Genomic DNA, 14,909 nt, shown 5'->3' with positions numbered 1-14,909 from the left:
AGTCAATTTAACATAATATACATTATGCGCACCAAGGTAGAGGTAGACGGGAATTACAGCTTTTTGGTCATGGTTGCTCACATGCTGACGCGCCTCCGGCTTGCCCAACCCGACAACCACCGGAAAAAATTCCGGTATTTCGTCGCGTTCCTGAATGGCTTATCATCACTTCCGCAGTCTGTGCGCGATTATGCTGAGCGGATGGCCATGTTGCTGCGGCACCGGCTAAAAATGACATGCTTGAAGCCCTGAAGAAGCTTCAGTCGCGTTCTGAGCAAATCTTTGGCAAAAAGCCAGGCTGATTCAACCGTTATTAATGAGTGCGACGACAACTTAATACCGTGCTTACCAGTGAATCGTATCTGGCCAGACCCAGTCCGTATTATTCATGGTATTCAGCATTTTTGTATCCGGCTTTTCACGGGCATATTGACTCCATAGTGAATCAAAGGAGCAAAGGATCTTATCCAGTTTTTCTTTTCTCTTTGCAGGTGGCTGACTGAGGAAATAACAACACCGGCTGTCAATGTTGTCCTCAAGCCATTCAAAGTCAGAGTCAGCTGCGCTGCTGGCCAGTTTTATCATCACTTCTGCCCGGTTACCCGGCAGAAACTCCTGTAAAGCAGACTCCAGAAGATGCTCGAATGCATACATAATGGATAACTGTTTTTTATCTGTCTGGATGTAACTCATTGAACGTCTGAGGATTGCAGACTGAAGCAAGACCAGTGGCCATAACAGTTCCACGCCATAAAGCTGATAGGAATCCCCTTCTTCATACTGATACTGCTCAGTACGGCGACAACCTTCCCGGGCTTTGCGGATGTCATAGGCCAGGGCCAGCATAAAGCCATCTTTAATTTTTATCAGAGGACTTTCATCCACAGCGAAATGGATAAACTGGTGTAATTCATCCAGTGCTGCCGTATCTCCCCATAAAATAATACCGGCATTATTCGGTGTTAATTCAAATCGAAACATAACGTCCATCTTCTCATTATTTCAGTTTGAAAAAAGACTATCAGTAATGATTTCATTCAGCATCCGGTATTAAACAAAACACGGTGATTAATTGAAAAGAAACAGGATTAATGGTCATTTCAATTGAGCCAGATAACGGTCAGTTTAATTGAGGTTTGACAAAGGTAGGCTAAGGAAGAATCCAGTGTTTAATCAACCTGATTGCCCTGGTTGCTGATAGCCTCTGAAAGTTCTTTCTCCAGCGCTGATACCATCACGTTCTGCCTTCCTCCATAATCTCTGGCCGTTCTGCCAAAAAATCTGCATCTGCTTTAGTAAGGTAAGTTCAACCACCGTACCATCACGGTGGTTGAACAACCTTACTCAGCGTTAATCGCAATCGATGATTCCGAGTTGTTTGGCCATAAACAGTTCGTTCCGCTCGACAACTTTCTCGATTAACTCATCAAGCTGAAGTTATTTACTCAACCGCGTGAACAATGCGCAAGTCGCGTTCGACCGCATTGCCTAGAACTGCCAGAGCTTTTTGATATGCAGCAGCTTCATATGCAGCGACCGCTTGTGCGAAATTGGGGAATTCGATCACAACCGTTCGCTCTTTCATTCCCTGTTCCCGCACCTCTTCTGCGATCCCTCTTATGATAAACCGCCCTCCTGATGCCTCAATTGCCTTGGTGGCAAGTACCGAATAAGCGGCAAGCACAGTTTGATCCTTAATAGAGCGGTACGAAGTAACCCAATAGGCTTTGCTCATCCTGGTCTCTCCTAATGTATTTTCTGATACCGCCAAATCTATAACTCTTGATCGTCAGAAGTAGTGCATCCAAGAATATTGTCAACGATTACCGGGCTTTCCCAATAGGTAATGGAAGGCGTTGTATTGTACGTTTCCTTAATAAATTCGTGCCAACTGTCCGTATACCAGGCCTCCGCTGCAGCCTTCGTCGTCCAAAGGTATACACCACCGGAGGAGATGCCGTCCTCCGATAAGATGTAGTACTTGCGCACAAGACCTTCGATCGTCTTATATCGAGGCGCTGTTGAAAGAAATATCTTTTTCCCTTCTTCTCTCGTAATCGCCTTATTAAGTTTCATTGTCACAATAACGGTAATCATATATATCCCCTTAGAATGAATGTTAGGCCTGATTTTCGAAAAACCACGGCTTTTTTTACACGAATACACACGAGGCAAAACTATCTATTAATGGCAAAACGTGATGTTGAACCAGATGGATATAAACGAAAAAATTTACAGTTCGCCGGTCAAAAACTGTGCCACGCCATGACCAAAACTCCAGTCCGCATCGGAGTTGATAGTGATCGATACCATGACGTCACTTGGAGCAATTCCGCAGTGTTCCTGAAGCTCACGGCAAAGTTCGTGATAGAAGGTCTTCTTGGATTGTTCCGTTCTTGGTCGAGAAACGACCGAGACAATGACAATATTTCTGGTCCGGACAATGCCCAGACCAGTGTCCTCGGCAATGAGATGTGAAGCCTTGTGTTCGTTGACCACCTGATAGCGGTCACGTTCAGGCACATCGAATGCCTTCAGCATTGCTCGGTGGGCAGCATCCAACATTATCTTGATTTCTTTCTCACTTCGTCCTTCGACGATGTCAAATTTGATGAGAGGCATATTGTTCTCCTGTTTATGGTTGGATTAGGCCAACGTTGCATAATGCTCTTTTGGCACGTACAGAAACGAACCCAGTCATGGACTGTCTCCTGATAAATAAAGCTGTGACGGTCAGTGTTTGCACAGTGTAGATTGCGCCCATACGCGTGGGTAGCTATCCTAACGCAAACACATTGTTCAAAATTTTGTCGTACGGATAACTACAACTTGAAAAATCCGGCGCGACTTCATTGAAGGATGGAGCTATGAAACGGGACGAAGTGGACGGATTCTGGAGACACTTGCATTGGCTGGCCGTACTGCAAGAACAAGGTAGTTTCAGCAAAGCAGCGTTCAACCTCGGTGTTAGCAAGGCATCGATGAGCCAGCATATTGCTGACCTCGAAAGAGCTGCGGGTATCTCACTGGTGCAAAGGACGACCCGGAGCGCAACGCTCACTGAGGCGGGTAAACAACTGGTCATGTCGACACAAGGTGCCTTCGAGCAGATAGCTATGGGTTTTGCGAGCGTTCGAGACTTGGCTGGGGTACCAAGGGGAAAATTGCGCGTCACCGCACCTGTCGCGTTTGCACGGCAGCAACTATTGCCACACTTGCCCAAATTCCTGCGTAGCTATCCCGAGATCCAACTGGAGCTAGACATGTCCGATCGGATTCGGCCCCTGGCGCAGGAAGGATACGACATCGCGGTTCGCCACACCGACTCCCCTCCTGAGACCCATGTAGCATGGACGCTTGCGCCCACTCGCACGGTATTGGCAGCAAGCCCGTCATACCTTCAAGAACGCGGCATGCCCGAGACGCCGGAAGCGTTATCGTTGCATGCATGCTTACACTATCCACGTACCCAGGGGAGCACAACCTGGATATTTGTTCCTGCAGCTAACAACGCGCAGAGCAATGACGCTGTGTATCCCAACCAGGTGACCGTGCCGATAGCCGGGCCAATAGCCGTCAACAACAGCGAAGCACTACGCAATATGGCAATTGAAGGCATGGGGATAGTGCTTTTACCCGACTTCAGCGCGCAGTCAGCACTGGACTCTGGCAGCCTGGTTGAAGTCTTACCGCAATGGAGACCGACAGAAGTATTCGGTGAATGGCTCTATATCATTCGCCCATATTCCGCACATACATCGCGGGTGTCACAAGTGTTCATCGAGTTCCTCCGCAGCGCATTTTCTGCTGGTTTTTCATCCCGTTCGTTCAAATTGATTGAATCGTCCCAGCTTCCGGTGATGGCCCTTCCCGACTCAGCCTCAGAACTGACGGGAAAAAGGCCCAACGTCACCGTGAAATAGCATATGGCGCCCGCCGAACCGGGAAATATATAGTTTCTCGATTGATATCACGTTGATCGAAAAAAAACAGTTCTGAACTTTCTGATTAATGAATCTGGCTTATTAAAACAGGTCAGATATTTCTTTCACCTAATGCCTGTATCCTGCAGAAAATAAACTTAACACCCTTTTCTCTCTATTCAGCAATAGCAGCATCTAATTGTGGATATTTAATTTGAGGAGTGACTGTTCTATAATTTTTGAGACTCACGCCTGGACTTATGCATCTTTTCTTTTAAATAACTTATGTGGCCGCGAGTATTCCATCCCAAACAAATCAAGGCACCCATTGCATAGGCCACTAAATCCCACCAATCCGGTGTGGAGCCAAACACGACTCTTAGCAAATGGCTCTCGAATTGATAGTCGGCCTTAACGGCCAGTAATTGACAAAGCTCAACTCCAGCGCCAGCCAGGAATGAAATACAGGTGAGTAAAAATGGCTTCGCTTTGACTATTGCAGCCAGCGAGTAGTAAATCCACATCGTAGCCAGAACGTCTCCTCCAAGGCTCCGTATCAATCCCCACTTTGACCCCAAAGTTGCCAGGATAGCTAACATCACGAACAGTATGATGGAGCATACAAAATTGAAGCGTTCAAACCGTAAACTCATAACAAATATCACCTGAAAGAAGTTCAATGAAAAAAGGTATCTATTTAAGAAACAATCCAATTTTTAAAAATACCAACATGGAAACTTAAGCCAGCGCCGTTATCCGCGTGTGATTAAGATAAGCAAGCACAGCGGCACTCGGTTCGTGTTTACGGCTCACCATCATCAGGTTCGCTGATAGATCCGGCGCGTCAAGAAGCCGATAAACTACACCAGGGATCGCCACCTGCGCTAGCGGTGCAGGAACCAAAGCGATACCCAGCCCGGCTCCGGCCATGGCGAGGACGCTAAGTGAACTGGAGATTCGCCAGGCAATATTTAGCGAATCGCCAAGCAGCCTTTGTAATTGCCTATCCAGATGTGAATCCACATCGTTTATTGAATACATAATCAAGGGCTCATGGGCCAGCATGTCTATGGTCAGGCTCTCTTTAGCGGCGAGTTTATGGTCGCTGGACATCACAACCACCCTTCCCCATTGACCCACCGATTGATAGACAAAAGCAGAGTCATGATCCGGATAGTAATCAGGCATATAACCCACATCCAGCGTTCCGTTGTGGATGGCCTCACGCTGAAGCTGTGGTGCCAGTTCCTGGCAAATTAATTCAGCATCCGGATAAGCCTTGTGAAAAGATCGTACATCCTGCATCAGTCTGCCACTGAAGACGGCATTACCGGCAAAGCCGATTCGCACCCGGCCTGTTTCACCACGAATAGAACGCTCAACGGCAAGTCGTGTATGTTCCATTTGCTCCAGAGTCCGTGCGGCTTCAGCTTGCAAAAGCTTCCCGGCTTCAGTCAGTTCAACCCGACGGCTGGTGCGAATGAATAATGGGCCGCCCAGCTCAGTTTCCAGGGATTTTATCTGCATGCTCAGTGCAGGTTGAACAATATTGAGCCGTTCCGCCGCCCGGCCAAAATGCCGTTCTTCGGCGACGGCTAAAAAATACTTCAGGTGACGTAGATCCATAATGGCTCCATCAATCATTTAAAATGATTAATCAGTAAAATCTATATATTTGAGATTGTCGTATTTTGCATCCAGACTAAATCCAGTCAACTAACAGGAACTAAATACATGCAAAATCCACTACAAGACCGCCAACAACTTAATGACCTGATGAATGGCTGGATGCACCGCGATCTGGGCGAATGGGATCAGCTTCGCGAACTGTTCCACTCTGACGGCACCATTGAAATAACGTGGTTTGAAGGGCTGGGAAGTGATTTTGTTAATGGCTCAATGCGGATGGGCGCTTCCGACTTGCGCACCAAACACCTTATCGGTTCACCTGCGGTAACCTTCAATGATGCCGGGGATAAAGCGATTCTTGAAACCAATGCAATCATCGTTGCCGAGAACGTGAAACTGAACATTGGCTGTGAGTGTCACAACCGTTTTTACGATCTGGCAGAAAAAAGGGATGGCGTATGGAAACTATTCCACCGCCAGAGTATTTACGATATCGGCACATTCACTTTCCCACTTGGCCCAGTCGCGATAGACCAGGCTGTGGTCGTGAAGTATCCACGTGAATATGCCGCGCTGGCCTATTTACTCGAGCTGAGCGGCTTCCCTCTCGGGCGCGTATTCGCCACTCGCGGCAGCGAACTAGAGTTGAAAATGAAAGCCGACGCTAAGCGCTGGTTATCCGCTAGTTAAGAACGGTACCCAGACTTATCTCCACCACATGCCGTTGACCATCATCCTTCAACGGTATGGTTTTTCCTGGCAACGATATGCCATCTAGCATGAGCTGATATTCGCCCTCACTGTGTAACGCATTGATCTGGTAATCACTTGAGCCATGTCTATAAACAAGGCTCACTGAAGGCCAGTCACGCGGCAGTAACGGGTGAACGGTTATTGAGTCGCCATGCCGTTCGATCCCCAGCAACGTTTCGATTATCAACTGATACGCCCATCCTGCCGAACCGGTATACCAGCTCCAGCCACCGCGCCCGCTGTGCGGTGCAACACTATAAATATCCGCCGTCATCACATACGGTTCGACTTTATAACGTTCAATGGCATCGGTAGTGAGTCCGTGATTAATCGGGTTAATCAGCGACCATAGCTGCCAGGCCCGTTCGATATTGCCGCTGCGGGCAAATGCCATCACTGCCCAGATGGCTCCATGTGTATATTGCCCACCGTTTTCACGCACGCCCGGCAGGTAACCCTGAATGTAGCCGGGGTTTGGCCCGTTGCCATTAAATGGCGGCGTAAGCAGTTTTATCAGCCCAGCCTCGTTATCAACCAGGCGAGAGTCCAGCGCCTGCATTGCTTGTACACAGCGTTCCTCGCTCCCCGCACCGGACAACACAGCCCAACTCTGGGCAATGGCGTCTATCTGGCACTCTTCTGCGTTCTGCGAACCAAGGGCTTCTCCACTATCAAAATAGCCCCGGCGATACCACGCCCCGTCCCAGGCTGTCGCCTCAATATTGGCTTGCAGTTTTGCGGCTTCTGTACGGCAAAGCACGGCAATTTCGTCATCATGGATTTGTTCCGCCAGCTGCGCAAATTGCTGCAAGACATCATAGAGGAAGAACCCAAGCCAGACGCTCTCGCCCTTGCCTTCCAGCCCGACGAGGTTCATGCCATCGTTCCAGTCCCCCGCGCCCATCAACGGCAAACCATGTTGACCAAACCGCAGGCCGTGGCGAATGGCTTTTATCGCATGTTGCCAAAGTGTCTCTTCAACTGCGCTGATAACCGGTTGTTCATAGGCTGACTCCTCTCCTGGCTGTAATTCACGGCCTTCAAGATACGCCACGCGGTGTTCTAGCAATTCGAGGTCGCCGGTGGTTTCTACGTAGCGGCAAATAGATAGCGGCAACCAAAGATAATCGTCTGAACAACGGGTGCGAACGCCATTCCCTAATGGGGGATGCCACCAGTGTTGAACGTCGCCTTCAACGAACTGGCGTGATGCGCACAGCAGAATTTGCTCGCGCAAACGTTCCGGTGCGGTATGACTCAGAGCCAGCGTGTCTTGTAGCTGATCACGGAAGCCGAAAGCACCACCAGACTGATAGTAACCACTGCGAGCCATCAGGCGGCAAGCGATGGTCTGGTAAAGCAGCCAGCCATTGGCCAGTAAGTTAACCGCAGGATCGGGGGTTGCTACGACAATTTGATCGAGCATGCGATGCCAGTAACGGTGAACATTCGCCAGTTCGCTACGTGCGGCATCTTCACTTAGATACTGGTTAATCATCAGTTCCGCGTCTTGCGGGTTCTGCCCGATACCCAGCACAAAAATAAATGTCCGCTGATCGCCATCAATCAAGGTGGTAGCAGACTGAACTGCACCACACGGATCCAACCCCGCGCCCGTTTTATCAGACAACGTGCGCTGTTTCATAGCCGCTGGGTCACGCTGTGAACCATTGCGCCCAAGGAATTCCCGACGGTCACCTGACACTGAGCAATGCACTCCCGTCACCGCGAAAAATGCCGTTCTTTCCGAACCGTTGCTGTTATAGAAGTTATTTGCCAGCACACCGCAGCCGCGCCCGGTTGTCGATGTACGAGTGACAACATGCATGGCCGATTTGCTGCGCGACTCGCCCAGCGTCCATTCAACATAACCGGTAACCGAGATTTTTCGTGTCCGCCCTGAGGTATTACTCAGCGTCAGAATAGCGATTTTTACCGGCGCATGTTCTGCCACCAGTATTGTCAACTCAGTGTCGATACCTGTTTCACGGTGGGCGAAAACGCTGTAGCCAAAGCCGTGGCGTGAAAGATAATGCCCGTTGCCGCGCACCGGCAGCGTGGTTGGTGACCAGACCTCGCCACTTTCTTCATCCCGCAAATAGTACGCTTCGCCAGAACGATCGCTGATCGGGTCGTTTTCCCAGGGCGTGAGTCGGTACTCATGTGCATTTTCATACCAGGTGTAGGCCTGTCCCGCTTCAGAAATGACAGTGCCAAAACTGGCATTGGCCAGAACGTTAGCCCACGGCGCAGGTGTCTGGTCATTTTCATCCAGCGTCATCTGGTATTCACGGCCATCTTGCGAGAACCCACCGCGGCCATTGAAAAAGACCAATGCGCTGGTATCAGGCTGCCAGGGATCGTGCTGATTAACCGGCATCACCGTGCGGGGAGTAAAGCTCGGCTGTGCGGGAATAGTTGCCAGAAGCCGCTGATTTAGCTGTTCTTTAAGGCCTCCAGCACGATCATCCAGTACGATTTGCGCCACACTCAGCAGCAACAGGCGGTCCTCTGCTGACATATGTTCGCCATTGCGCACAAAAATGCCACCGGGCTTGTCCATCTGGTTGGCTTCAGAACCCGCCATTAGTAGTTCGATAATTTGGTTTTGCAACTCCTGCTGATAACCGCCAGGGCTATCGTTAAGGATAACCAGATCCACAGCCAGCCCTTTTAAACGCCAGTAATGGTGCGCCTGAATCATTGTGGTGATGAGCAAAATACTTTCATCGCTGGTGACGTTCAGAATCACAATCGGCAGGTCGCCTGAAATAGACCAACCCCAAAGACCTGACTGCCCACGACGGTTACGGCAAAGAGTTTTGGCATCAGCACGCAGTTCGGGGCCAGGGAAAAGCACCGCGCTGGCCAAGCGGTTAAAGAGTGTTGCGTCGTCTTCGTTGGCATTAATCTGGCGCAACACAATTTGGCTATGTGACCACGCCAGTTCAAATACACGGTCGGCAATCGGATGGTCATGATATTTCTCGACCAGTGCCTGACTGTGCTGACGGCTGTCCGTTACGCCATAAATAATGTCGACTGTGACGGGCAAGCCGGGTTGTAAAACTATCGACTGACGAATGGCAAGTATCGGGTCCAGCACTGGCCCGACGCTATTACTTAGCGCACCGCTTTGTTGGGTTGCCAGAGCATTGACCGGGGTTCTGCCCCGCCCGAGAAATTTGGCTCTGTCTGTTTCAAATGAGGTTTCGCTTTGCGCTTGCCCGTGCACCACCATCGTGTGAAACATCCACGGGCAACGCTCATCCGGTGAACGAGGACGACGGTGGCACAGAATGGCGTGCTGATCGGCAAGTAGCTCGGTCTGAATAAACAAATTACTGAAGGCTGGATGGGCCAGATCGCTCTCTTTAGGAGCCAGCACGACTTCCGCGTAAGTGGTTAACTCAATGGTACGTGATTGCCGCCCACGATGCAGCAGCGTGACGCGGCGCAGCTCAATATCATCTTCGGGCGAGACAACAATCTGCGTTTTAACATTGATCGTACCCGCGACCAGTTTGAACTCCGCGCCGGCGTCGGTAAATGTCGCATCGTACTGGCTGACCGGTTCACCAAGCGGTTGCCAGGTATTACTCCACACCTCATTAGTTACACTGTCACTAATATAGCAAAAAGTACCCCAGTTATCGCAAGTGGCATCGCTGCGCCAGCGGGTCAACGCAATGTCTTTCCAGCGGCTGTAACCGCTTCCTGACTGGCTGATCATCAGATGGTAATCGGAATTCGACAGCAACTGAACTTCGGGTATCAGGCTATCAACGTCGGTAAACTCGCGCACTTCGTATTGTACAGGTTGCAAAACCCCTTCGTGAGATTCGAAATGGCGACGCGGACTATACAACTCAACGGCATCAGGCACCCGTTCCTGCAATAACAAACGAGCCGACTGAAATGATGGGCTGGTCATAAATCGGTCTACCATTGGCGCACCTAACAGCACATGGGAAAGAGCCTGGAATGCCATTCCCTGATGGTGCGCCATCCACGAACGAACCACCGCATACATCTGGCCGTTGGCTAGGCGTGAAGGCGTGTAGTCCAGCGCTTCGTAGAAGCCATATTCCCCACGAGCACCATTTTTTTCTAGTTTCAGCAAGTTTTCGCAAGCTTTATGCGGAGAGACCGTCAGTGCCATCATGGTGGCATAAGGTGCGATGACCATGTCATCCGCAAGTCCCCTTCGCAAGCCAAGACCCGGCACGCCAAAGGCGTGATATTGGTAATTTTGCAGCGCATCAAAGGAGTAGTAACCCGACTCTGAAATTCCCCACGGCACGCCCCGCTCTTTGCCCCAGTCAATCTGGCGTTTCACCGCCGACTGGCTCATCTCCTCCAGCAAGCTGCCAGGGAAAGTTGGCATCACCAGGTTCGGCATTAAGTACTCAAACATTGAGCCACTCCACGACATCAACGCAGTTTCGTTATCAATGGTGGTGAAGAGTCGCCCCAACGCAAACCAGCTTTTTAACGGCAACTGATTAGTGGCTATCGCCAGAAAACTAGTAAGACGAATTTCCGAAGGCAGCAAGTCGTAATGACTGTTATCGAGCTTATTGTTATCGCAGTTATAACCGACGCTGAGCAGGCTGGTGACTTCGTTATACAGGAAGACAAAATCCATTCGTGCGTGTTCTGTCAGGCGCTGTTCCAGCTCGGTAATAATATCCAGCCGTGTGCGGGCCAGGCGGATCACCGATTCTGAAGGTGTGCCTTCGCCGGTATGTTTTGCCTGTGCAAGCCAGGAAAGTGATGGTAACGATTTACTCTCCCAATGGGCGGGTAGCCACCCGAGAAAATTCGTCCATTCGTGACAGATCAGCACCAACTGGTGTTGAAGATGCTCTACCCAGCGGCGGATACGCCCATCCTCATGACTACAAAGTGCGTGCAGACGATGACTTTGCGCACGCATGTTTTTCAGCTCAGGAAACAGTAACGATGGAGAGAGTGTGGCGGCAGTTTTGCAGTGATTGCGCAACTGGCGCAAAGAGGTCGGCGCATGCTGCCCCCAGGTTTTCTCGAGGATTTGCAATGTGTCATCAAGGCCCATCAGCAATTGTGTGCAATTGAGTACGGGTTGGTTACGCAACCCCGTTAACCCCGCACTTAGAGTGAGCAAATGCCCGGCCATATTGCCGCTGTCGACACTTGAGATATAACGCGGATTCAGCGGCACCAGGGTGCGGGTGTCGTACCAGTTGTATAAATGGCCGCGGTAATGCTCCATTTTATCCAGGGTGTCGAGCGTCAGCGTGATGCGTTGCAGCATTTCCCCCTGGGGAATATAACCAAAATCCCACGCCGTTAGGTTGGCCATTAGCGACAGGCCAATGTTGGTCGGCGAAGTGCGGTGCGCAATAACCGGATGTGGAATTTCCTGGTAGTTATCCGGCGGTAACCAGTTTTCTTTCTCTGTGGCAAAGGTTTCAAAAAAGGCCCAAATTTCGCGACTGCTTTGGCGCAACAGGCGTTTATTTTCAGCATTGAATGTAATGGTATGGCTTACAGTCTCGCGGCTCAGCCAGCTTAATAACAAAGGAGCCAGACACCACACCACACCGATAGGCACAGCAAAAAACAGCAGCATAGGTGAAAGGAAGGCCGCGAGCAGGATGAGTGCAATACCTGAAACGACATTGAGCCACATTGCCCGATAAAAACGCAGCGGCGAGGCTTTGGCGTGTTCAGTGCTTTGGTCAAAACTAGCCCACTGATTGAGGTTGTGATGGCTAATACCCAGCCGCCATAACGTCACTGCAATTGCATGAAGCGAATATCCGGCCTCATGAGGAAGCGTGATAAATCCCAGGCCAATGCGCAGCAGGCGTTTAAGCCCGCCGGAAGAAACCAGAATCAGATGCTGGACGAATGGCCGCCGTGCTGGCTTACTCAGAATATCCTGCGCTAAAACCAGCACGGTAGGAAGTAGCAGCACAACGGCTAGCACGCCGAGCCAGTAAAAAGGATTGGGGACCAGTAAAATGGCGCAAAACACCAGCATCAGAAATGATGGTGCCACGAGGCTGCGGCGCAAATTATCCAGCAGTTTCCAGCGTGAAAGCGTGCTTAGTGGGTTTTTGTCATGTGTTCCATCTGCTTTTCTGGGCCTGAATTTAAGCCAATTCAATAGTTGCCAGTCGCCGCGTATCCAGCGGGTACGTCTTGCCACATCAGTGAGGTAGTTATTGGGGTACTGCTCATATAGCAAGACTTCACTGAGCAAACCTGAACGGGCATAGCACCCTTCCAGCAAATCATGGCTCAACACCAGGTTTTCCGGGCACGTATTGTGCGTCGCCTGGGCAAAAGTATCCACATCGTAAATACCTTTACCAACGAACGAGCCTTCGCCGAACAGATCCTGATAAATATCCGATGACATCATTGAGTAAGGATCGTTACCCGGCACGTTGCTGCACATCGCGGCATAGCGCCCCTGCCCGTTTCGTGGGATCTCTTCAGCAAGGCCGGGCTGCAAAATAGCGTACCCTTTAACGACACGCTGTTTTACCGGATCGTAGATCGGGTGATTGAGCGGATGCGCCATAGTGGCAACCAGTTTATGCGCAGTGTCACGTGGCAGAACGGTGTCGCTATCCAGCGTGATGACATATTTAACCCCCGTTGGTGGGCTAATCACATTACTGTGTACTTCGGAAAATTGGTCGCCAGGTTCGCGCAGCCAACTATTCAGCATCGATAACTTGCCGCGTTTACGCTCATACCCCATCCACACGTTTTGTTGTTCATTCCACTGCGCTGAACGATGCAGCAAAAAGAAAAGTGGTTGGGCAACAGAAGCATAGCGTCGATTCAAATTCTGCATTTGCGCTTCAGCCCAGTGCAGCAGATCGCCGCTTTCTGGTGAGTTCTGGTCCGGGGAATCAGCAAAATCGGTTAGCAATGCGAAGTACAGGTTTGGCGAGTTGTTACCCAGATAGCAAACCTCCAGGCTGTTAAGCAGCTTGTCTATCCCGGCGCGGCTGGTGAGTAAGCAAGGGATAACCACCATCGTGCAATACTCCGCCGGGATGCCGGTTGAGAAATCCATGCGTGGCAGAGGCAGTGGCGACCGGAAGCGAGTCGTCGCCTCACTCAGCAAATTGAGAGCCAACTGACTAATCAGCACCACCAGCGGCAGCGCAAGAAGCGCCAGCGGCCAGTTCATCCCTTGTTGATGGGTGCGGGATAAAATGTCAGCAGTGAACGCTGTGGTCAACAGGCTCAGGCTTCCAAGCCATGAAAGCAGAGGAATTTGGTTAAAGCTATGACGCAGCCGGACGACCCACGATGTATTTGCCCCAAGCTTTTGTTCTAGTTGCGAGCGCCCTTCACCAATTAAGTAATAACCCACATGATGAACAGGCGTTGCCTGAGCCATTTCTAAAATATAACGGGCGACTTCCGGTTCACTGTGATGGCTGTGACGGGCGAGGATCTCAACAATATGGCGATAATGGTCGCGGGTATCGAAGTGCATTGCCGGATAAATCCCGGAAGGGTCCTGGCGCAATGTCTGTTCGACCAGACTCATTGCTTCGGCAAAGTCAGCCCAGTTGGTTTCACTTAACAGACGCAACCCGGCAATACTGTTGCTCACTGAAAGTTGGCTTGCAGCAAGTTGCTGGTTAAAGCGATGAATCAGGTAATCCGTGGTGACGCCGGTTTCAGCAAGGCGCTGTTCAACCCAGGTCAGCGGCAAAGAGAGCATGTTCCCTCGCCCCTGCAAGCGGCGAACCAGTTCCGCTACAAAAGCGCTGCTTAATGGCGGACGTGAACGTGCCATATCCGCAATCACCATAATCAAATCCGCTGGCGTGTTTTCAGCACATTCAAAAATTCGTGTGACCCACACATCAGCCAGATTTCGCTCTTTTTGCGCCTCAGCCACTTCAATACTAACGCGTCGTAGATTCTCAATCAGCGCCAGACGCAACATACCCGGCAATGCCCAAAGTTCACCAAGAGTTAACGGAGTCACTTGCTGATAGGCCGCGATATAACTGGTTAGGCTTGCGGCATCCCATCGTCCATCGGCATGAGCGATAGCTTCAGAGGCAATATCATAAATACGCGGGCAATGATTAGGAGCAGCTAACGGTGGCAACCCTTTACCAAAATTCTTTGGTAAATGATGACGAACCACGCGGATCTGTTCTTCGATGAGATAGTAATTATCCAGCAGCCATTCACCGGCCGGAGTAATACCCGATTTTTCCCCTGCATTGAGCAGATAGCAATTACGGGTGATGATGGCTTCATTATCTTCCAGACGCTTGAGTAAATAGTAAGGCAGCTTAGTGGTCGATAATTTATGGGAACGAGCCAGTTTCTGGCCGTAGCGTTCCATTTGGGCGGCAGAAAACAGCTCAGCTTTGATAGGGCTTTCGTTCGCGGGTTCAGAACCCAACCAATCAGGGATTTCTGTAGGTAATTCCCGTGACTTACGCGCAGAAAACCACTGTTTTAGACTTAATTTCATGAATTTGCTCATCAGGCGATGTGAACGCACAGGAGCAGTTGTTCAATCAGATCAGAAACGTTCTCTCAGGATGGGGTGTCAGGCATCAGGGATTT

Annotated in this window: 10 protein-coding genes; 2 read left to right on the top strand and 8 right to left on the bottom strand. The window is 50.4% G+C overall.

All coding sequences use genetic code 11. The features are described 5' to 3' along the window. Positions 1-67 precede the first annotated feature (67 nt). The 5 genes from EC843_RS24455 to EC843_RS01570 form a co-directional block, all read right to left on the bottom strand. Entirely contained in the window at positions 68-238 is a 171-nt protein-coding gene (locus tag EC843_RS24455; protein ID WP_166642019.1) for a hypothetical protein, read from the bottom strand. 107 nt (positions 239-345) lie between these two features. Then, positions 346-981, bottom strand: a complete 636-nt coding sequence (locus tag EC843_RS01585) for a hypothetical protein (protein WP_121815621.1) — start codon at positions 979-981, stop codon at positions 346-348. 460 nt (positions 982-1,441) lie between these two features. Next, positions 1,442-1,735, bottom strand: coding sequence for a DUF1330 domain-containing protein (locus tag EC843_RS01580; protein WP_064546708.1), 294 nt, complete (start codon positions 1,733-1,735; stop codon positions 1,442-1,444). Positions 1,736-1,773: 38 nt separating this feature from the next. Further along, complete coding sequence (locus tag EC843_RS01575) at positions 1,774-2,097, bottom strand: hypothetical protein (RefSeq protein ID WP_064546710.1); 324 nt, start codon at positions 2,095-2,097, stop codon at positions 1,774-1,776. A gap of 135 nt (positions 2,098-2,232) precedes the next feature. After that, entirely contained in the window at positions 2,233-2,622 is a 390-nt protein-coding gene (locus tag EC843_RS01570) for a tautomerase family protein (protein WP_064546712.1), read from the bottom strand. 245 nt (positions 2,623-2,867) lie between these two features. Between EC843_RS01570 and EC843_RS01565 the strand changes: the two genes are divergently transcribed. Then, positions 2,868-3,923 (top strand): LysR family transcriptional regulator, encoded by a 1,056-nt coding sequence (locus EC843_RS01565; protein WP_083963377.1) that lies wholly within the window; start codon positions 2,868-2,870, stop codon positions 3,921-3,923. A 230-nt stretch (positions 3,924-4,153) separates the two neighbouring features. On the opposite strand, the gene EC843_RS01560 is transcribed toward EC843_RS01565, so the two are convergent. Together EC843_RS01560 and EC843_RS01555 are read right to left on the bottom strand one after the other, a co-directional pair. Beyond that, positions 4,154-4,576: a DUF2809 domain-containing protein gene (locus EC843_RS01560; protein ID WP_064546714.1), complete on the bottom strand. Its 423-nt coding sequence runs from the start codon at positions 4,574-4,576 to the stop codon at positions 4,154-4,156. A gap of 85 nt (positions 4,577-4,661) precedes the next feature. Then, positions 4,662-5,549, bottom strand: coding sequence for a LysR substrate-binding domain-containing protein (locus EC843_RS01555; RefSeq protein WP_064546716.1), 888 nt, complete (start codon positions 5,547-5,549; stop codon positions 4,662-4,664). A 108-nt stretch (positions 5,550-5,657) separates the two neighbouring features. Between EC843_RS01555 and EC843_RS01550 the strand changes: the two genes are divergently transcribed. Beyond that, entirely contained in the window at positions 5,658-6,242 is a 585-nt protein-coding gene (locus EC843_RS01550; protein ID WP_133521481.1) for a nuclear transport factor 2 family protein, read from the top strand. On the opposite strand, the gene EC843_RS01545 is transcribed toward EC843_RS01550, so the two are convergent. Further along, entirely contained in the window at positions 6,235-14,814 is an 8,580-nt protein-coding gene (locus tag EC843_RS01545; protein WP_133521480.1) for a glucoamylase family protein, read from the bottom strand. The two genes, EC843_RS01550 and EC843_RS01545, sit on opposite strands and share 8 nt — an antisense overlap. Positions 14,815-14,909: the final 95 nt, after the last annotated feature.

The sequence above is a fragment of the Buttiauxella sp. JUb87 genome (genome assembly GCF_004361975.1).
GTDB lineage: Bacteria > Pseudomonadota > Gammaproteobacteria > Enterobacterales > Enterobacteriaceae > Buttiauxella > Buttiauxella ferragutiae.
Note: the sequence above shows the minus strand (reverse complement) of the source record. Positions and strands in the feature narration are given on the sequence as shown.

Bases quoted from the DNA above. Each gene is read 5' to 3' on its own strand.
- EC843_RS24455 (WP_166642019.1), bottom strand. From the start codon at position 238: ATGTCATTTTTAGCCGGTGCCGCAGCAACATGGCCATCCGCTCAGCAT.
- EC843_RS01585 (WP_121815621.1), bottom strand. From the start codon at position 981: ATGTTTCGATTTGAATTAACACCGAATAATGCCGGTATTATTTTATGG.
- EC843_RS01580 (WP_064546708.1), bottom strand. From the start codon at position 1,735: ATGAGCAAAGCCTATTGGGTTACTTCGTACCGCTCTATTAAGGATCAA.
- EC843_RS01575 (WP_064546710.1), bottom strand. From the start codon at position 2,097: ATGATTACCGTTATTGTGACAATGAAACTTAATAAGGCGATTACGAGA.
- EC843_RS01570 (WP_064546712.1), bottom strand. From the start codon at position 2,622: ATGCCTCTCATCAAATTTGACATCGTCGAAGGACGAAGTGAGAAAGAA.
- EC843_RS01565 (WP_083963377.1), top strand. From the start codon at position 2,868: ATGAAACGGGACGAAGTGGACGGATTCTGGAGACACTTGCATTGGCTG.
- EC843_RS01560 (WP_064546714.1), bottom strand. From the start codon at position 4,576: ATGAGTTTACGGTTTGAACGCTTCAATTTTGTATGCTCCATCATACTG.
- EC843_RS01555 (WP_064546716.1), bottom strand. From the start codon at position 5,549: ATGGATCTACGTCACCTGAAGTATTTTTTAGCCGTCGCCGAAGAACGG.
- EC843_RS01550 (WP_133521481.1), top strand. From the start codon at position 5,658: ATGCAAAATCCACTACAAGACCGCCAACAACTTAATGACCTGATGAAT.
- EC843_RS01545 (WP_133521480.1), bottom strand. From the start codon at position 14,814: ATGAAATTAAGTCTAAAACAGTGGTTTTCTGCGCGTAAGTCACGGGAA.